Source organism: Microbacterium meiriae, assembly GCF_025143875.1.
Lineage (GTDB): Bacteria > Actinomycetota > Actinomycetes > Actinomycetales > Microbacteriaceae > Microbacterium > Microbacterium meiriae.
This window is the reverse complement of record NZ_JAMBDU010000004.1, coordinates 30,461-46,551: the sequence shown is the minus strand read 5'-3', so window position 1 is coordinate 46,551 and position 16,091 is coordinate 30,461. Positions and strand designations below refer to the sequence as shown.

The 16,091-nt window shown below is 71.7% G+C and carries 16 protein-coding genes; 9 read left to right on the top strand and 7 right to left on the bottom strand.

Features of this window, described 5'->3' with window-relative positions:
* Positions 1 to 75: 75 nt before the first annotated feature.
* From paaA to M4D53_RS03620, 7 genes are all read left to right on the top strand, one after another.
* Positions 76 to 1,065, top strand: coding sequence for a 1,2-phenylacetyl-CoA epoxidase subunit PaaA (paaA, locus tag M4D53_RS03650; protein ID WP_396654799.1), 990 nt, complete (start codon positions 76 to 78; stop codon positions 1,063 to 1,065).
* Positions 1,065 to 1,394 (top strand): 1,2-phenylacetyl-CoA epoxidase subunit PaaB, encoded by a 330-nt coding sequence (gene paaB, locus M4D53_RS03645; RefSeq protein WP_025103829.1) that lies wholly within the window; start codon positions 1,065 to 1,067, stop codon positions 1,392 to 1,394. The genes paaA and paaB overlap by 1 nt, the downstream gene beginning before the upstream one ends.
* The gene (gene paaC, locus M4D53_RS03640) at positions 1,391 to 2,281 is read left to right on the top strand and encodes a 1,2-phenylacetyl-CoA epoxidase subunit PaaC (RefSeq protein WP_396817655.1); all 891 of its coding nucleotides are present in this window, start codon (positions 1,391 to 1,393) and stop codon (positions 2,279 to 2,281) included. Before paaB ends, paaC begins: the two co-directional genes overlap by 4 nt.
* On the top strand, positions 2,275 to 2,778 hold the full coding sequence (paaD, locus tag M4D53_RS03635) for a 1,2-phenylacetyl-CoA epoxidase subunit PaaD (protein WP_259952005.1): 504 nt from the start codon (positions 2,275 to 2,277) through the stop codon (positions 2,776 to 2,778). The genes paaC and paaD overlap by 7 nt, the downstream gene beginning before the upstream one ends.
* Entirely contained in the window at positions 2,778 to 3,941 is a 1,164-nt protein-coding gene (paaE, locus tag M4D53_RS03630) for a 1,2-phenylacetyl-CoA epoxidase subunit PaaE (protein WP_259952003.1), read from the top strand. The genes paaD and paaE overlap by 1 nt, the downstream gene beginning before the upstream one ends.
* A gap of 12 nt (positions 3,942 to 3,953) precedes the next feature.
* Positions 3,954 to 4,724: an enoyl-CoA hydratase/isomerase family protein gene (locus M4D53_RS03625; protein WP_259952000.1), complete on the top strand. Its 771-nt coding sequence runs from the start codon at positions 3,954 to 3,956 to the stop codon at positions 4,722 to 4,724.
* Between the two features lie 67 nt (positions 4,725 to 4,791).
* Positions 4,792 to 6,330, top strand: a complete 1,539-nt coding sequence (locus M4D53_RS03620; protein WP_259951997.1) for an ATP-dependent DNA ligase — start codon at positions 4,792 to 4,794, stop codon at positions 6,328 to 6,330.
* Here the strand turns inward: M4D53_RS03620 and M4D53_RS03615 are convergent, their stop codons facing one another.
* Positions 6,331 to 6,840 carry a phosphoribosyltransferase gene (locus M4D53_RS03615; RefSeq protein WP_187663494.1) on the bottom strand — a complete coding sequence of 170 codons (510 nt, stop codon included), beginning with the start codon at positions 6,838 to 6,840 and terminating at the stop codon, positions 6,331 to 6,333.
* Positions 6,841 to 7,000: 160 nt separating this feature from the next.
* Here M4D53_RS03615 and M4D53_RS03610 point away from each other — a divergent pair, with 160 nt between their 5' ends.
* Positions 7,001 to 8,728 (top strand): thiamine pyrophosphate-binding protein, encoded by a 1,728-nt coding sequence (locus M4D53_RS03610; protein ID WP_259951996.1) that lies wholly within the window; start codon positions 7,001 to 7,003, stop codon positions 8,726 to 8,728.
* Positions 8,729 to 8,754: 26 nt separating this feature from the next.
* Positions 8,755 to 9,603, top strand: a complete 849-nt coding sequence (locus M4D53_RS03605) for a PhzF family protein (RefSeq protein WP_259951994.1) — start codon at positions 8,755 to 8,757, stop codon at positions 9,601 to 9,603.
* A gap of 520 nt (positions 9,604 to 10,123) precedes the next feature.
* Here M4D53_RS03605 and M4D53_RS03600 read toward each other — a convergent pair.
* From M4D53_RS03600 to M4D53_RS03575, 6 genes are all read right to left on the bottom strand, one after another.
* Complete coding sequence (locus M4D53_RS03600) at positions 10,124 to 10,504, bottom strand: VOC family protein (RefSeq protein WP_187663491.1); 381 nt, start codon at positions 10,502 to 10,504, stop codon at positions 10,124 to 10,126.
* Between the two features lie 76 nt (positions 10,505 to 10,580).
* Positions 10,581 to 11,192: a response regulator transcription factor gene (locus M4D53_RS03595; RefSeq protein WP_259952189.1), complete on the bottom strand. Its 612-nt coding sequence runs from the start codon at positions 11,190 to 11,192 to the stop codon at positions 10,581 to 10,583.
* An 11-nt stretch (positions 11,193 to 11,203) separates the two neighbouring features.
* Positions 11,204 to 12,331, bottom strand: coding sequence for a sensor histidine kinase (locus M4D53_RS03590; protein ID WP_259951991.1), 1,128 nt, complete (start codon positions 12,329 to 12,331; stop codon positions 11,204 to 11,206).
* A gap of 29 nt (positions 12,332 to 12,360) precedes the next feature.
* Complete coding sequence (locus M4D53_RS03585; RefSeq protein ID WP_259951989.1) at positions 12,361 to 13,122, bottom strand: ABC transporter permease; 762 nt, start codon at positions 13,120 to 13,122, stop codon at positions 12,361 to 12,363.
* A 1-nt stretch (position 13,123) separates the two neighbouring features.
* Positions 13,124 to 14,098, bottom strand: a complete 975-nt coding sequence (locus M4D53_RS03580; RefSeq protein ID WP_259951982.1) for an ABC transporter ATP-binding protein — start codon at positions 14,096 to 14,098, stop codon at positions 13,124 to 13,126.
* A gap of 80 nt (positions 14,099 to 14,178) precedes the next feature.
* Entirely contained in the window at positions 14,179 to 16,041 is a 1,863-nt protein-coding gene (locus M4D53_RS03575) for an FAD-dependent monooxygenase (protein ID WP_259952188.1), read from the bottom strand.
* Positions 16,042 to 16,091 lie beyond the last annotated feature (50 nt).

The following is a 16,091-nucleotide window of genomic DNA, read 5'->3' as shown; positions in this document are numbered from 1 at the left end:
TTGAATCGGGCCGTCGCGTGTGTCAGAATTACCTAACGATCGGTCAGTAAAGAAGGACCGGACCCCGAGGAGTCGATGATGACCAGTCCCGCAGACCTGTCCCTCGTGGACGGCGAGACCTCCGACGAGGAACGCCTGTTCGACGAGCTGATCGCGAACGAGCAGCGCATCGAGCCCCGCGACTGGATGCCCGAGGCCTATCGCAAGACCCTCATCCGGCAGATCTCCCAGCACGCCCATTCCGAGATCATCGGCATGCAGCCCGAGGGCAACTGGATCACGCGCGCCCCGAGCCTCAAGCGGAAGGCGATCCTCATGGCGAAGGTGCAGGACGAGGCCGGTCACGGGCTCTACCTCTACTCCGCCGCGCAGACCCTCGGCATCACCCGTGACGAGATGATGGACCAGCTCATCTCCGGAAAGGCGAAGTACTCGTCGATCTTCAACTACCCCACCCCGACCTGGGCCGACATGGGCGCGATCGGCTGGCTCGTCGACGGCGCCGCGATCTGCAACCAGGTGCCGCTGTGCCGCGCCTCCTACGGCCCCTACGGCCGCGCGATGGTGCGCATCTGCAAGGAGGAGTCGTTCCACCAGCGCCAGGGGTTCGAGATCCTCCTCTCGCTCATGCGCGGTACGGACGAGCAGCGGCAGATGGCGCAGGACGCGGTCGACCGCTGGTACTGGCCGAGCCTGGCGATGTTCGGGCCGCCCGACGACCAGTCCCCCAACTCCGCCCAGTCGATGGCGTGGAAGATCAAGCGCTTCTCCAACGACGAGCTGCGTCAGCGGTTCGTGAGCATGCTCGTGCCCCAGGCCGAGATCCTCGGCGTCACCCTCCCCGATCCCGACCTGCGGTTCGACGAGGAGACCGGTCGCTACGAGATGGGTGAGATCGACTGGGACGAGTTCTTCCAGGTGCTGCGCGGCAACGGCCCGTGCAACGCCGAGCGTCTGGAGCGCCGCCGCACGGCGCACGACGAGGGCGCGTGGGTGCGGGAGGCCGCCGCGGAGTACGCCCGCAAGCAGCGTTCCCGCCTGACCCCTGAAGGGGCGGTGGCGTGATGGCGACCCCCGGGGCCGACCCTTCGACGAGCTCAGGGACCCAGGGACGGGAGGTCTGGCCGCTGTGGGAGATCTTCGTGCGGGCGAACCGCGGGCTGAGCCACGTGCACGTCGGCTCGCTGCACGCCCCCGATGCTGACATGGCCATCCGCAACGCCCGCGACCTCTACACCCGCCGGGGCGAGGGCGTGTCGATCTGGGCGGTCCCCGCCGAGGCGATCACCACGAGCGACCCCGACGCCAAGGGCGCGTACTTCGAGAGTCCCGCGGGTAAGAACTACCGGCACGCGGTGTACTACACCGCGTCCGAGGGGGTGCCGCACCTGTGACCCTTCGACACGCTCAGGGACCCAGCTCCGCTCAGGGACCCCGCTCCGCTCAGCAAGCCGGCGACGTCCACGGGGATGCGCACGGGGACGTCTCCGTCGACGAGTTGCGGCTCAGCGAGGAGCTCGCGGGCGCCGGCACGACCGCGGCGAGCGCCGACATCGCCGAGTACGCCCTGTGGCTCGGCGACGACGCCCTCATCCTGTCGCAGCAACTCGGCGCCTGGATCTCCCGGGCCCCCGAGCTGGAGGAGGACGTCGCGCTCGGGAACATCGCGCTCGACCTGCTCGGCCACGCCCGCTCCTTCCTGCACTTCGCGGGGACGTGGGACGGCCGTTCCGAGGACGACCTCGCCTACTTCCGCGACGAGCCGGAGTTCCGCAGCGCCTGGATCATGGAGCAGCCGAACGGCGACTTCGCGCAGACCATCGCCCGCCAGCTCGTCGCGTCCGTCTACCTCGTCGAGCTGTACGCCGCGCTCCGTGCGAGCTCCGAGCCCACCTTCGCCGCGATCGCGGAGAAGGCGCTGAAGGAGGTCGACTACCACCGCGACCACGCCGTGCAGTGGGTGCTGCGCCTGGCGGGCGGGACGGAGGAGTCGCGGCGCCGCATGATCCGTGCCCTCGCGGATGTGTGGCCGTACGTCGACGAGCTGTTCCGCGATGAACCGCTGATCGACCGGCTGGGCGACGCCGCCGTGCGACCGTCGACGCTCCGCGCGCCGTTCGACGCGGTCATCGCCACCGTGTTCGCCGAGGCCGAGCTCGCGGTGCCGCCGGTGGCGGCGTCGTCCGCGGGCGGCCGGAACGGCGCCCACGCGACCCCCTTCGGTCACCTCCTCGCCGAGATGCAGGTGCTGGCGCGACGGCATCCGGGGGCGTCATGGTGACCCGGACCACCGCCGATGTCGAGGCTCAGGCCTGGCGGATCGCCGCCGCCGTGCCGGACCCGGAGGTGCCGGTGCTCACGATCGAGGACCTCGGCGTGCTGCGGGCGGTCGAGCTCCGCGGCGAGCGCGTGGTCGTCGACATCACGCCGACCTACAGCGGGTGCCCGGCCATGGACACGATCCGCGACGACGTCGTGCTCGCGCTGACGGCCGCCGGCTTCGCGGACGTCGAGGTGCGACTCGTGCTCTCCCCCGCGTGGACGACGGACTGGATGAGCGACGCGGGGAAGCAGAAGCTCCGGGAGTACGGGATCGCGCCGCCCAGTGGCCGCGCGGCGATGCCCGCAGGTCCGATCCGGCTCGCCCTCAGCGTGCGCTGCCCCCGGTGCGGCTCGCTCGACACCCGGGAGGTCTCCCGCTTCGGGTCGACCTCGTGCAAGGCACTGTACGAGTGCCGGGCCTGCCTGGAACCCTTCGATCACTTCAAGGTGCACTGATGTCGCTGTTCTCCCCGGCCCCGGCGACGACGCCGTCGGCCGCTCCCGCCACTCCGAACCGCACACGGAGCCGTGCCCGGTTCCACACGCTCGAGGTCGAGGACGTCCGGCCGCTCACCGAGGACTCCGTCGAGGTGACCTTCACGGTGCCCGCGGAGCTCGCCGACGACTACGACCATCTCCCCGGGCAATACGTGGCGCTGCGCACGACGCTGGACGGCGTGGAGGTGCGGCGTTCGTACTCGCTGTGCCGGGCGCCCGAGCATCGCACCGACGGGGCACCCACCCGCCTGAGCGTCGCCGTGAAGCGCGACGAGGGCGGGACGTTCTCCACCTGGGCCCAGACCGGCCTGCACCCGGGCTTCCGCATCGACGTCATGAGCCCCCAGGGCACCTTCACCTCCGGCCTCGACGATCTGGACGAGAAGCACGTCGTCGGGATCGCGGCCGGCTCCGGGATCACGCCGCTGATGGCCCTCGCGCACACCGTGCTCTCCCGCTCGCAGACCTCGCGGTTCACGCTCCTGTACACGAACCGCTCGACGCTGGACGTGATGTTCCTGGAGGACCTCGCCGACCTCAAGGACCGCTACCCGACACGGCTCACGCTGCACCACGTGCTGTCCCGCGAGCAGCGGACCGCGCCGGTGCTGTCCGGCCGCATCGACGAGACCAAGCTGCGGACGATCCTCGACGCGCTGATCGATCCGGCCGACGTGGACGAGTGGTTCCTGTGCGGACCGCTCGCACTCGTCGACCTGTGCCGGGAGGTGCTGGCCGACGTGGGCGTGCCCCGCGAGCACGTGCGCTTCGAGCTGTTCACGACCGGCGACGAGCCGGTGCGGGCCGCCCGACCGGTCACGGTGCGCTCGGGCGAGAAGACCGTGCGGATCGAGGTGAACCTCGACGGCGTCTCGTCGACGGTGGAGAGCCCCGTCGCAGCGCGCGAGTCGGTGCTGAACGCCGCACTGCGGGTGCGGCCGGACGCCCCGTTCGCGTGCGCGGGTGGCGTCTGCGGCACCTGTCGGGCGCGCGTGCTGGAGGGCAGCGTCACGATGACCGAGAACTACGCCTTGGAGCCCGACGAGCTGGAGCGCGGCTACGTGCTCACCTGCCAGTCCCACCCGACCAGCGACCGCGTGGTCGTGGACTACGACGTCTGACCCGGAGACCCCATGATCGATCTCGCCATCGCCGACGACGTCGCCACCGTGGTGCTCGACGCCCCCGCGAAGCTCAACGCCCTGGACGAGGCCGCCCTCGCGGAGCTCGACGCCGCGTACCGGGAGGCCGAGGCCGCCGGGGTGCGGGCGCTGCTGCTCCGCGGTGAAGGGCGGGCGTTCTGCGCCGGGCGGGACATCTCCGCCGTCGATCCGCGCGACGACGATGTGCTCGGCTACCTCGGCGGACGCGTGACGCCTCTGCTGCAGCGGATGTCCCGCTTCCCGGCGCCGACCTTCGCCGTCGCCCACGGCGCCTGCCTCGGCGTGGGACTCGGCCTGCTCATCGCGACGGACGTCGTGTACGTCGCCGAGTCCGCGAAGATCGGCTCCCCATTCGCGGCGCTCGGCGCGACCCTCGACTCCGGCGGGCACGCGCTGTTCCTCGACCGGCTCGGCCCGCACAAGACGCTCGACCTCATCTACACCGGCCGGCTCATGAGCGGCACGGAAGCCGTCCGCTCGGGGCTCTTCTCCCAGGTGCTCCCGGACGACGAGGTGCGGGCCGCCGCGACGGCCGCTGCGGGGAAGGCCGCCCACGGCGCCACGGCCGCCTTCCGGGCGAGCAAGGAGCTCGTCGCCCGCATCCGCGACGAACGCCTCACCCTGTGGGAGTCCATCGACGTCGAGAACGCGGCGCAGGCCGCCCTGTGCGACACCGAGGACTACCGCGAGGGCTTCGCCGCGTTCCAGGAGAAGCGGAAGCCGGAGTTCCACGGGCGCTGACGCCACGGCCCGGTCGTCGCTGTCAACCGTCTCGCGCGGTGTCCGACCCCGGTGGGAGGATGCCCGCATGCTGCTCTCGGAGCTCGTCACCACCACCGACCAGGTCGCCGCGACCTCGTCCCGCCTGGCCAAGGTCGAGGCGATCGCGGCGCTGCTCCGTCGGGCCGACGCCGACGACATCCCGCCTCTCGTGGGGCTGCTCCTCGCGGCACCCCGCCAGGGTCGCCTCGGCGTGGGGTGGCGGGGGCTGACGGCCCTCGCCATCGAGCACACCACGACGCCGACGCTGACCATCGCGGAGGTCGACGACGCCTTCGACACCCTCGCGTACACCTCGGGCTCCGGTTCGGCGGGCGTGCGCAGCGAGCTGCTGCACGACCTCGCCGCCCGGGCCACCGCTCCCGAATGGGACTTCCTGACCAGGGCGATGCTCGGGGAGCTCCGCACCGGAGCGCTGAGCGGCGTGCTCCTCGACGCGATCGCCCGCGCCGCCGAGGCCCCGCCCGCCACGGTGCGACGAGCCGCCATGCTCTCCGGCGACCTCGGTGAGACGGCGCTGCTCGCGCTCACCGGCGCCGAGGGCGCACTCGACGAGGTCGGGCTCCGGGTGGGACGCCCCGTCCTCCCGATGCTCGCGGCCACCGCGCCGACGCCCACAGCCGCCCTGGAGATCACCGGCCGCGCCTCGGTCGAGTACAAGCTCGACGGCGCGCGCATCCAGGTGCACCGCCGCGGCGACGATGTCGGCATCTACACACGGAGCCTCGCCGACGTCACCCACCGGCTTCCCGAGATCGTCGAGGTCGTCCGCGGTCTTCCCGCGCAGGAGGTCATCCTCGACGGCGAGACCCTGGCGCTCGATGAGGACGGCGGTCCCCGGCCGTTCCAGGAGACGATGTCGCGGTTCGGTGCGGATGCCGCGCGGGAACTCGCCCTGCGCCCCTGGTTCTTCGACGTCCTGCACGTGGACGGCCGTGATCTGCTCGACGAGCCGCTGTCGGTGCGTCAGGAGGTCCTGGCCGCGGTCGCCGGTGAGTGGCGCATGCCCGGCATCGTCACCGACAGTGCGGAGGAAGCCGAGCGTCTGTCCCGCCAAGCCCTGGCGGCCGGCCACGAGGGTGTGCTGGTCAAAGCCGTGGATGCGCCGTACGCCGCCGGTCGACGCGGCAAGTCCTGGGTGAAGGTGAAACCCGTGCTCACGTTCGACCTCGTCGTGCTCGGCGCCGAGTGGGGGTCGGGGCGCCGGCGTGGATGGCTGTCGAACCTGCACCTCGGCGCGCGGGACCCGGACGGCGACTTCGGGCACCCGGGCGGTTTCGTGATGGTCGGCAAGACGTTCAAGGGCCTCACGGATGCGCTGCTGCAGTGGCAGACCGACGAGTTCCCGGCGCACGAGACCCATCGCTCCGCGTCGACGGTGTTCCTCCGGCCGGAGCTCGTGGTCGAGATCGCGATCGACGGCGTGCAGCGGTCCCCGCGCTACCCCGGCGGCCTCGCCCTCCGGTTCGCCCGGGTCAAGGGCTACCGTCCGGACAAGACCGCTGCGGAGGCCGACACGATCCAGACGCTCCTCGCCCTGCGGCGGGGCGCGACGGACGACGCCTGATCAGGCCGTGGGCGGGAGGCCTTCGTCCTCCTGGCGCACCGTGCCGCGGAACGACCAGGGGAAGTCGATCCAGAGGTCGGTGTCCTTCCACGCGAAGTCCGGCTGGATGATCGTCGAGGGCTTCGTGTAGATCGTGACGGAGCGCACGTCGGCGCCCTTCTCCTGCAGCAGCTGCACCGCGAGCGCCAGCGTGCGACCGGAGTCGGCGACATCGTCCACGAGCAGCACCCGGCGGCCGTCGAGATAGGCCATGTCGAGCTCCGGCGGCAGCACCTCCGGGGCGTCCAGCACGGTGCCGATGCCGGTGTAGAACTCGACGTTGATCGCGCCGCAGTTCTTCACGCCGAGCCCGTACGCGATGGCCCCGGCCGGGAGCAGGCCGCCGCGGGCGATCGCCACCACGACCTCCGGCTCGAAGCCCGTCGCCGAGATGTTCCGCGCCAGATCGCGCGTCGCCACGCCGAAGCCGTCCCAGGTGAGCGTCTCGCGCTCGATCGATGCATCCGTCATCGGTCCATTCTCGCGCATCCGCTCCGCCCGAGCCGCCGCTAGACTGAGCAGGTCCGGCCCCGCCGGTGCCTGAAAAAGAGGCACGAAGCACCTCGCATCGCCGCGAGGGCGAGACACATACGGATCCCCCTTCTCCGTCCCTGTCTCGAAAGGCTTCTCCATGCCCTCCGTCTCCGCGCACGTCGCCCTCACCGTCGCCCAGCACGTCGATGCCGTCTTCGGCGTGATGGGCAACGGCAACGCCTACTTCCTCGACGCCCTCGAGACGCAGACCGACGCCACGTTCACCGCCGTCCGCCACGAGCAGGGCGCGGTCGTCGCGGCCGACGCCCACTTCCGCGCGTCCGGCCGCATCGCCGCGGGCACCTCCACCTACGGCGCCGGCTTCACGAACACGATCACGGCGCTGGCCGAGGCCGTGCAGGCGCACGTGCCGCTCGTCCTCGTGGTGGGCGACGAGCCGACCTCGGGACCGCGTCCGTGGGACGTGGACCAGATCGCGCTGGCCTCGGCGGTGGGCGCCCGCACCTACACCGTCGGGCGGACCGATGCCGCCGCGACCACCGTCATCGCCGTCGAGCACGCCCTCACCTATCGCGTGCCCGTGGTGCTCGCGATCCCCTACGACGTCGCCGCCCTCGAGGCGGGCGCGGTGCCGGCGGCCCCGGCTCCTCGACTCCCCACGCCGCTCGCACCGCGCGGGGACTTCGCCGAGGGCATGCTGGATGAGATCGCCGCCGCCCTGCGCGACGCCGAGCGTCCGTTCCTCCTCGCCGGCCGCGGGGCCTGGCTGGCCGGCGCCGGCGAGGCTCTGGGCGCCCTCGCCGCGCGGACCGGGGCCCTCACCGCCTCCTCCGCCCTCGGCCGCGGTATCTTCCCGGACGCCCGGTACGACCTCGGGGTCACCGGCGGCTTCGGCGCCGAGGGGGCGATGGAGCTCGTGCGGACCGCCGATGTCGCCGTGGTCTTCGGCGCGAGCCTGAACCAGTTCACGATGCGCTTCGGCGATCTCTTCGCCCCTGGTACCCGGGTGTTCCAGATCGACACCGCTCCGGCCGCCACGCATGCCCATGTCGGCGGCTTCGTGCGCGCCGATGCCCGTCTCGCCGCCGAGGCCCTCGTCGCCCGCCTCTCCTCCGGGCACGACTTCGGAGATGCCGCAGGACTCGCCGGGGCCACCCCCGACTCCGGCGGCGAGTCGGGCACCGGCTCCGCAGTTGTGTCCGCCCGACCCTGGCGGGAGACGGTCGATGTCGCCGCGGCCCGCGCGTACGAGCCCGGGGACGACCTCGCACCCGACGGACGCCTCGACCCGCGTTCCGCCGCGCGCCGGATCGCCGAGCTCCTCCCCGAGGACCGCGTCGTGGTGTCGGACGGCGGACACTTCATCGGCTGGGCGAACATGTACTGGCCGGTCGCCGCACCGGACCGGATGATGATGATCGGCACCGCGTTCCAGTCGATCGGACAGGGCTGGCCCAGCGTGGTGGGGGCGGCCCTCGCCCGTCGTGACGCGACCATCGTGCTCACCTCGGGCGACGGCGGCGGGCTCATGGCGATCGCCGACCTCGAATCGGCCGTGCGGGCGGCGGGCGGACGCGGCATGGCCGTTGTCTGGAACGACGCGGCGTACGGTGCCGAGGTCAACCTCTACGGACTGAAGGGCCTGGCCGAGGGTCCGATGCGCATCCCCGAGGTCGACTTCGCCGCGTTCGGAGCCGCGGTCGGCGCGGAGGGTGTCGTCGTGCGGACGCTCGATGACCTGGAGCGTCTGGCCACCTGGGCCGAGGAGGACCCGGCGACCCGGCGCTTCCTCGTCCTCGACCTCCGGATCTCCGGCGACGTGATCGCGCCGTACCAGCAGGAGATCATCCGCGTGAACTCCTGACCCGCGCGGGCCGATAGGCTCCCGGGATGACGGATGCTCCCGAGGTCCTGCGCTACAGCGCCTTCGCCGCGACCCCGGACGGCGGCAACCCCGCGGGCGTCGTGCTCGCGGCGGACGGGCTCGATGAGGCGGACATGCAGCGGATCGCGGTCGAGGTCGGCTACTCGGAGACCGCGTTCGTGCAGGACGCTGCGGCGGACGGCTCCCGCTTCCGGGTGCGGTACTGGTCGCCTGCCGCGGAGGTGCCGTTCTGCGGTCATGCGACGGTCGCGACGGCGGTCGCCCTCGCGGAACGGCAGGGTCCCGGGGCGGTCGTGTTCGAGACCGCGGCCGGAGACGTGTCGATGGAGTCCTTCGCGGACGCGGACGGCCGGGTCACGGTGTCGTTCACGAGCGTCGAGCCGGAGGTGCGCGACCTCGACCCCGTCGTGCGTGACCGCCTCCTCGCGCTGCTGGGGATGGAGCCGGCCGATGTCGACCCGCGCTTCCCGGTCCGCGAGGCGTTCGCGGGCAACTGGCATCCGATCGTCTTCGTCGCCGACCGGGAGCTCTTCCACCAGTTCCGTTTCTCCCCCGCCGACGTGGCGGCCCTCATGCGCGCGCGGGGCTGGCACGGCACGGTGACGGTGCTGCACGCCGAGGATCCTGCCGAGATCCAGGCCCGCAACCTCTTCCCCGTGGGGCGCATCACGGAGGATCCGGCGACAGGGTCCGCGGCCGCTTCGGTCGGCGCCTACCTCCGCGCCCAGGGCTATCCGGGCGACACCGTCCGCATCCATCAGGGCGCCCACGTCGGTCGCCCGAGCGAACTCCGCGTCGCGATCCCGTCCACCGGAGGCCTCGTCGTCTCGGGCGGAGCCACCCGCCTCCCCTGACCCCGGCCGCAGACTCCTCGGACTCGAGAGACCGAGCACGAGGCACGCGCGGTCACCCGCACGACGCGGTTCCGTCTGCGCGACCACAGCCCTCGCCCGGCCGTGCATCCGTCCCCGGATCGTGCATCCGTCACAGCACCCGGTACCTCGCTCCTACGGCACGGTCTCACCGGCACGACCCGGCTCCGTCTGCACGACCCGGCTCCGTCTGCACGACCGAAACCCTCCCCGGGTCGTGCACCCGCGCCCGCCTCGCGCACCCGTCATCCGACTCGAGCCCCGCCTTCCCGGGCACCGGAACATCTGCACGAGCCGATTCCGCCTGCAGGACCAACCTCAGCCCCTGGTCGTGCACCCGCCCCGCCATCGTGCATCCGGAACCCGAACCGAACCCCGGAACCCGAATCGGAACCCGAACCAGACCCCGGAACCCGAACCGGAACCAGACCCCGGAACCCGAACCAGACCCCGGAACCCGAACCCGGAACCCGAACCGGAGCCCGAACCGGACCCCGAGTCGTCACCCCTGGGCGCTGTAGTCCGGGAGCTCCTGCAGGGTCCAGGTGTTGCCATCGGGGTCGTCGAAGCGCACGAAGCGCCCCCAGTCCTGCTCGTCCACGCCCTCCGCCTCCACGCCGAGGCCGCGCAGGTGCGCGAGAGCCTCGTCGGCGTCGGGGACGACCACCTGGATGGTGTTCTGCTGCCCCGGCTCCAAGCCGGTGGTCAGCCCCGTGCCGAAGGCGATCGAGCAGGCCGATCCCGGCGGCGTCATCTGCACGAAGCGCAGCCCCTCGTACGGCACATGGTCGTGGTCGGCGTTGAAACCGATCTTCACGTAGAAGTCCTTCGCCCGGTCGACATCGCTGACCGGGACGAAGATGAGTTCGATCTTCCAGTCCATCACGCACTCCTCCTGTCGGGCTCCGTCACCCGTCGGCCCTCACAGTACGCGCGGCCTCCGACACCCGCCAGAGGAGTCAGAGCCAGCCCTTATCGGACGCGATCCGCACCGCCTGCGCCCGGTTCTCGGCACCGGTCTTGCCGATCGCGGCGGAGAGGTGGTTGCGCACGGTGCCCGCCGACAGGAACACCTCCGCCGCGATGGCCGCCGCGGATCGTCCGTCGGCGGCGAGCCGCAGCACCTGCCGCTCCCGGTCGCTCAGCGGGTTGGCTCCCTCGAACAGGCTCTCCTCGGCGAGTTTCGGATCGAGCACTCGGAGTCCGGCGTGCACGCGGCGCACGGCCGCGGCGAGCTCCTCGGCCGGGGTGTCCTTCACCACGAACCCGCTCGCCCCGGCGTCGAGCGCCGCGCGCAGGTATCCGGGTCGTGCGAACGTGGTCACCACGAGCACGCGCGTCTGCGGACTGACCGCGCGGATCCGCGTCGTCGCCTCGACGCCGTCCACCCTCGGCATCTGGATGTCCATCAGACACACGTCCGGCTGCAGCTCCTCCGCCAGGCGCAGCGCCTCCGCGCCGTCCGCTGCCAGGCCCTGCACCTGGAGATCCGGCTCCAGGTCGAGAAGGGCCCCGAGCGCCCCGCGCACGAGTGCCTGGTCGTCGGCGATGAGCAGCCGGATCGGAACCATCGGGGCCGCGGTCACCACGTCACCTCCACCAGCGTGCCCGCCGCCTCGCCCGGCCGCACGGCGAATCCGGCGCCCGCCGCCGCCGCGCGCTCCCGCATCCCCCGGATGCCGTTGCCCTCGCGATGCCCGGTCCCGGACGCAGGCCCGACACCGTCGTCCTCCACGGTGAGCACGCCCGGAGCGATGCGCACACGGACGGCCGCGGCACCGGAGTGCCGCAGCGTGTTGGTCGTCGCCTCGCGGAGGATCCAGCTCGCCGTGATCGCCTGGACCGGCGAGAGGGCGTCCGGGGTCCCGTCCACGACGAGCGCGATGTCCGCGGCGCGCAGCGAGTCCTCGGTCGAGGCGAGCTGCTCGACGAGGGTCGTCGCCCGCGCACCGGCGACGGTCTGCCGCACTCCGGCGATGGCCTCCGCGGTCAGACGTTCGATGTCGGCGAGTTCGGCCTTGGCGCGCTCCGGGTCGGAGTCCATCAGCCGCCGCACGAGCTGTGCCTTGAGTCCGACGACCGTCAGCGAGTGGCCGATGAGGTCGTGCACGTCGCGCGCCACAGCCTCCCGCCCCTCGCTGGTCGCCAGCTCCCTACCCAGCTGCTCCGCCTCCGCCGAGCGCACGATGAGCCAGGTCGAGACCGTGTTCACGACGCCGAGGAGGGCGACGATCGCGAGGACGGACAGGTAGGAGAGGTTGTCGGGGATGAGGAAGACGCAGCCGGCCGCCACCACGAGCGCGGCGATGGTCGTGATCCAGTGCCAGGCACGGGTCAGTCCGTACGAGGCGAACGACATGATGAACGGCAGGAAGCTCAGCGCCGACCCGCCCACCGCCGGGATCGTGACCAGCGCGCAGGCGATGAGCGCGGCGAACGTGATCCACTGTCGCCGCGAGGGGGTGCGACCGAGGCCGCCTCCGCCGCGCATGCCGTGCATGAACCCCGTCACATAGAGGACGATGAACGCGACCAGCGCCACCCATCCCGTGACGACCCACGCCGGCGGAGCGGCGGAGGCGAGCAGCGCGAGGACCGGGTAGACCAGGAACACGAGCCAGACGACGGCCATCAGCCAGCCGAACCGTGCCCAGGGGTCCTTGCCCGTCCCGGATCGGGCGTCCGCCTCCCGGCCCTCCTGCATCGTCATCCGTCCAACCTACTGTCGCGCCGGGGCGCTCACCGCCGTGACCGTGAACGCCGCACGCCCATCGTCACCAGCACCGCGAAGACGACGAGCCAGACCGCGACGTTGAGGAGCAGCATCCACAGCTCATCCGTCTGCCCCGTCGTCAGCACGCCCTCCGTGAGCGGCCACCGGCTCAGGGCGACGAAGCCGTACAACGGGGTGAACCGGGCGATGTCGAGCATGACGCCGTCGAGCGGCATGAACACGTTGCCGAAGAAGGCGAAGAAGGTCATCGAGATGGACGCGAGCGCGGCGGCGGAGTCGGAGCCGAAGAACAGGCCGACCCCGAGCCCGTAGAGGCCGAACATGAGGCCGATGCCGAGGATGAGGGCGGCGGTCACGACCCAGCGCCAGGCGCCGTCCGCCTCCGCGCCGGTGAGCAGCCCGGCGACGAACACCGCGACGAGGGCGAGCGCCGCGAACGACACGGCGGTGAGCAGCTTCGTCAGGGCGTAGCCGGTGGTCGTCAGCGGCGTCATCGCGAGCTGCCTTCCCCACCCCTGCTGGGCCTCGGTGGCCGCGAGCGAGGTGAGCGAGCTCATCGCCACCGCGGCGCCGTAGGCCGCCATCGAGACCATCACGTAGAAGGAGACGTTGCCGTTGCCGGCAGAGAGCGTGCCGTACCCCATGCCCGCACCGAAGAGCAGGTACATGGCCACGGGCATGGCGAGGGTGAAGGCGAGCGTGTAGGGGTTGCGCAGTTGGCGCAGCCCCTCGATGCGCAGCATGGTGGGCGAGACGGTCGTGGTCATGTCAGTCCTCCGTGAGGGCGGTGAAGGCGGTCTCGAGCGTGGGGGCGGCGATCTCCAGGTCGTGCGCTCCCCCGTCGAGCAGCAGGCGGGCGGCGGCGTCGGAGTCGGTGGCGCGGAGGCTGAGGCGGTCCCCGTCGATGCGCACGCCCGTCACGCCCTCCGCGGCGGTCAGCGCGGCGACCAGCGCGTCCGACACGGCGGGCACGGTGGCCGAGACCGTGCGCTCGCCCAGGCTCGCGCGGAGCAGGGCGGTGGGCGCGTCCGCGACGACGGTGCCCCGATGCATGACCACCGTGCGGCGGGCGAACTGCTCCGCCTCCTCCAGATAGTGCGTGGCGAACACGATCGTGCGCCCGGCGTCCGCGTCGGCACGCATCACGTCCCAGAAGTGGCGCCGCGCGGTGACGTCCATACCGGCGGTCGGCTCATCGAGCACGAGGATGTCGGGATCGGAGATCATCGCGAGCGCGAACTTCACGCGCTGCTGCTCGCCGCCCGAGCACTTGGACACCCGGCGGCGCGCGAGACCGGCGAGGTCGGCACGGCGCATCACCTCCGGCACGCGTGCGAGGGCTTCCCGCCCGTAGAGCGAGGCGATCAGCCGCACGGTCTCGCCGACGGTGAGGTCGCCGAGCAGCCCCCCGGTCTGCAGCACGGCTCCGATGGCCCCGTTCGCGGTGGCCCGCTCCGGAGCCGCCCCGAGCACGCGCACGGTCCCGCTGCTGGGGGCGGTGAGCCCGAGGAGCATGTCGAGTGTGGTGGTCTTGCCCGCGCCGTTGGGGCCGAGCAGGGCGACCACCTCGCCGCGCCGGATGGAGAGGTCGACACCGTCGACGGCCGGCACGCGGCGCTCGCCGCTGCCGAAGTGCTTGCGCAGGTCGATCAGCTCCAGCGCCACGGGTCTGTCATCGACGGCGGGGGACGCGGAGGACGACGCGACGCGCGGTGCCGCCTCCTGCACGGATGTCTCGTTCATGCCTCCAGCCTCGCGCCGGAGCGCGCGGCTGTCCGGAGGGCGGTGTCATCTCCTCGGCATGACACGTGTCATGCTGAGGGTCAGCGCGCCGGCAGCAGCGCCCCGTCCAGGAACTTCGCCAGCTCGTCCACGCCGTCCAGCGGGAGGATCGCGGCGACGTACTGGTCCGGACGCACGACGATCACGACGCCGTCGCGGGACAGCTCCCGCGCCTCGAAGATGTCCGTCTCGCACCACTTGCTCGGGCCCGCGGCGTAGACCTTCTCCCAGTCGGTGAGTCCGAGCGGGCCGGTCTTCGGCTGGAAGAGCTCGGGCGTCGTCGTGACCTCGACCTCCTCGAAGGGCTGCTGGTACACGGCCTTCACGTCGAACACGGCGTCGGCGTCAGCGTCAGCCGGGGTGAACCGCGCGAACACCGGCGCCGCCTCCTCCGCCCACGCGGCGAGCGCCTCCCCGGTCCGGTCGCCGAAGGCGTAGACCCGCCAGCGGCCGTCGGCCTTCGCATGGTGCCCGAGGTGGACGACGTTGCCGTCCCCGACCCGCACGACCTCCGCCGACTTGAAGCGCTTGCCCAGCGGGTAGCCGACCGCGAGCTCCTGATGGGCGTCGGTGCCGGTGATCATGGAGGACGTGTACTGGGTCATGAAACCGGAGGGGAACTCCGCCGTCGCGAGGTAGTACGTGGCCAGCTCGTTCGGGTCGGAGATCTCCTCCGGCTTGCGGGCCATGAGGCTGGACCACTCGCGGTCGAAGTCGATGAGCTGCTGCGCGACGGGACGACGCTCGGCGCCGTACGTGGCGAGCAGCGCCTCGGGGGCACGGCCGCTCAGCACGGAACCGAGCTTCCAGCCGAGATTGAAGCCATCCTGCATCGACACGTTCATGCCCTGGCCGGCCTTGGCGCTGTGCGTGTGGCAGGCGTCGCCGGTGAGGAAGACCCGCGGGCTGCGATCGACGCCGGGGTCGACGTCGTCGAAGCCGTCCGTCACACGGTGGCCCACTTCGTAGACGCTGTGCCAGGCCACCTGCTTCACATCGAGCGTGTAGGGGTGGAGGATCGCGTTGGCGCGCCGGATGATCTCCTCGATGGGCGTCTGGCGCACGCGGTGGTCGTCGTCCGCGGCGACCTCGCCGAGATCGATGTACATGCGGCTGAGGTAGCCGCCCTCCCGCGGGATGTGCAGGATGTTGCCGGCCTTGGAGTTGATCGCGCACTTGGTGCGCCAGTCCGGGAAGTCGGTGTTGACGAGCACGTCCATGACGCCCCAGGCGTGTGCGGCGCTCGCACCCACGTGTGTGCGGCCGATCGCCTGCCGCACGCCGCTCCTGGCGCCGTCGCAGCCCACCACGTACTTCGCCCGGACCACGCGCTCCTCTGCGTCACCGACGTGCCGAACGTGCACCTCGACCGGGTACTCGCCCTCCTCGTGCACGGTGAGCCCGAGGAACTCCACGCCGTAGTCCGGCACGATCCGGCCGGGACCGTCGGCCGCCGCCTCGGCGAAGTAGTCGAGCACGCGCGCCTGGTTGACGATGAGGTGCGGGAACTCGCAGATGTCGTAGGCGTAGTCGGCGGTGCGGGTGGTCCGCACGATCTGATCGGGGTGCTCGGGATCGGGGCCCCAGAAGTTCATCCAGCCGATGTTGTAGGCCTCGGCGATGATGCGCTCGGCGAAGCCGAATGCCTGGAAGGTCTCCACGCTGCGGGGCTGGATGCCGTCGGCCTGCCCGAGGACGAGGCGGCCCTCGCGCTTCTCGATGATGCGGGTGGTGATGTCGGGGTACTGCGACATCTGTGCCGCGAGCAGCATGCCCGCGGGCCCGGAGCCGACGATGAGGACGTCGACCTCGTCGGGCAGGGCGGCGGGGCGGTCGATCCCGGTGCCGGCGGCGTCCTGCACGCGCGGGTCTCCGGACACATAGCCGTGGTGGTGGAACTGCATCGTCGTCGATTCCTTCCGGACGTCTTCGTCGGGTGTTGCGTCCAGGAACA

Coding starts and splice junctions, on each gene's coding strand:
- paaB (WP_025103829.1), top strand. CDS start 1,065: ATGGCGACCCCCGGGGCCGACCCTTCGACGAGCTCAGGGACCCAGGGA.
- M4D53_RS03610 (WP_259951996.1), top strand. CDS start 7,001: ATGCCCTCCGTCTCCGCGCACGTCGCCCTCACCGTCGCCCAGCACGTC.
- M4D53_RS03600 (WP_187663491.1), bottom strand. CDS start 10,504: ATGGACTGGAAGATCGAACTCATCTTCGTCCCGGTCAGCGATGTCGAC.
- M4D53_RS03585 (WP_259951989.1), bottom strand. CDS start 13,122: ATGACCACGACCGTCTCGCCCACCATGCTGCGCATCGAGGGGCTGCGC.
- paaD (WP_259952005.1), top strand. CDS start 2,275: ATGGTGACCCGGACCACCGCCGATGTCGAGGCTCAGGCCTGGCGGATC.
- M4D53_RS03605 (WP_259951994.1), top strand. CDS start 8,755: ATGACGGATGCTCCCGAGGTCCTGCGCTACAGCGCCTTCGCCGCGACC.
- M4D53_RS03615 (WP_187663494.1), bottom strand. CDS start 6,840: ATGACGGATGCATCGATCGAGCGCGAGACGCTCACCTGGGACGGCTTC.
- paaE (WP_259952003.1), top strand. CDS start 2,778: ATGTCGCTGTTCTCCCCGGCCCCGGCGACGACGCCGTCGGCCGCTCCC.
- paaA (WP_396654799.1), top strand. CDS start 76: ATGATGACCAGTCCCGCAGACCTGTCCCTCGTGGACGGCGAGACCTCC.
- M4D53_RS03575 (WP_259952188.1), bottom strand. CDS start 16,041: ATGCAGTTCCACCACCACGGCTATGTGTCCGGAGACCCGCGCGTGCAG.
- M4D53_RS03625 (WP_259952000.1), top strand. CDS start 3,954: ATGATCGATCTCGCCATCGCCGACGACGTCGCCACCGTGGTGCTCGAC.
- M4D53_RS03590 (WP_259951991.1), bottom strand. CDS start 12,331: ATGACGATGCAGGAGGGCCGGGAGGCGGACGCCCGATCCGGGACGGGC.
- M4D53_RS03620 (WP_259951997.1), top strand. CDS start 4,792: ATGCTGCTCTCGGAGCTCGTCACCACCACCGACCAGGTCGCCGCGACC.
- M4D53_RS03595 (WP_259952189.1), bottom strand. CDS start 11,192: ATGGTTCCGATCCGGCTGCTCATCGCCGACGACCAGGCACTCGTGCGC.
- M4D53_RS03580 (WP_259951982.1), bottom strand. CDS start 14,098: ATGAACGAGACATCCGTGCAGGAGGCGGCACCGCGCGTCGCGTCGTCC.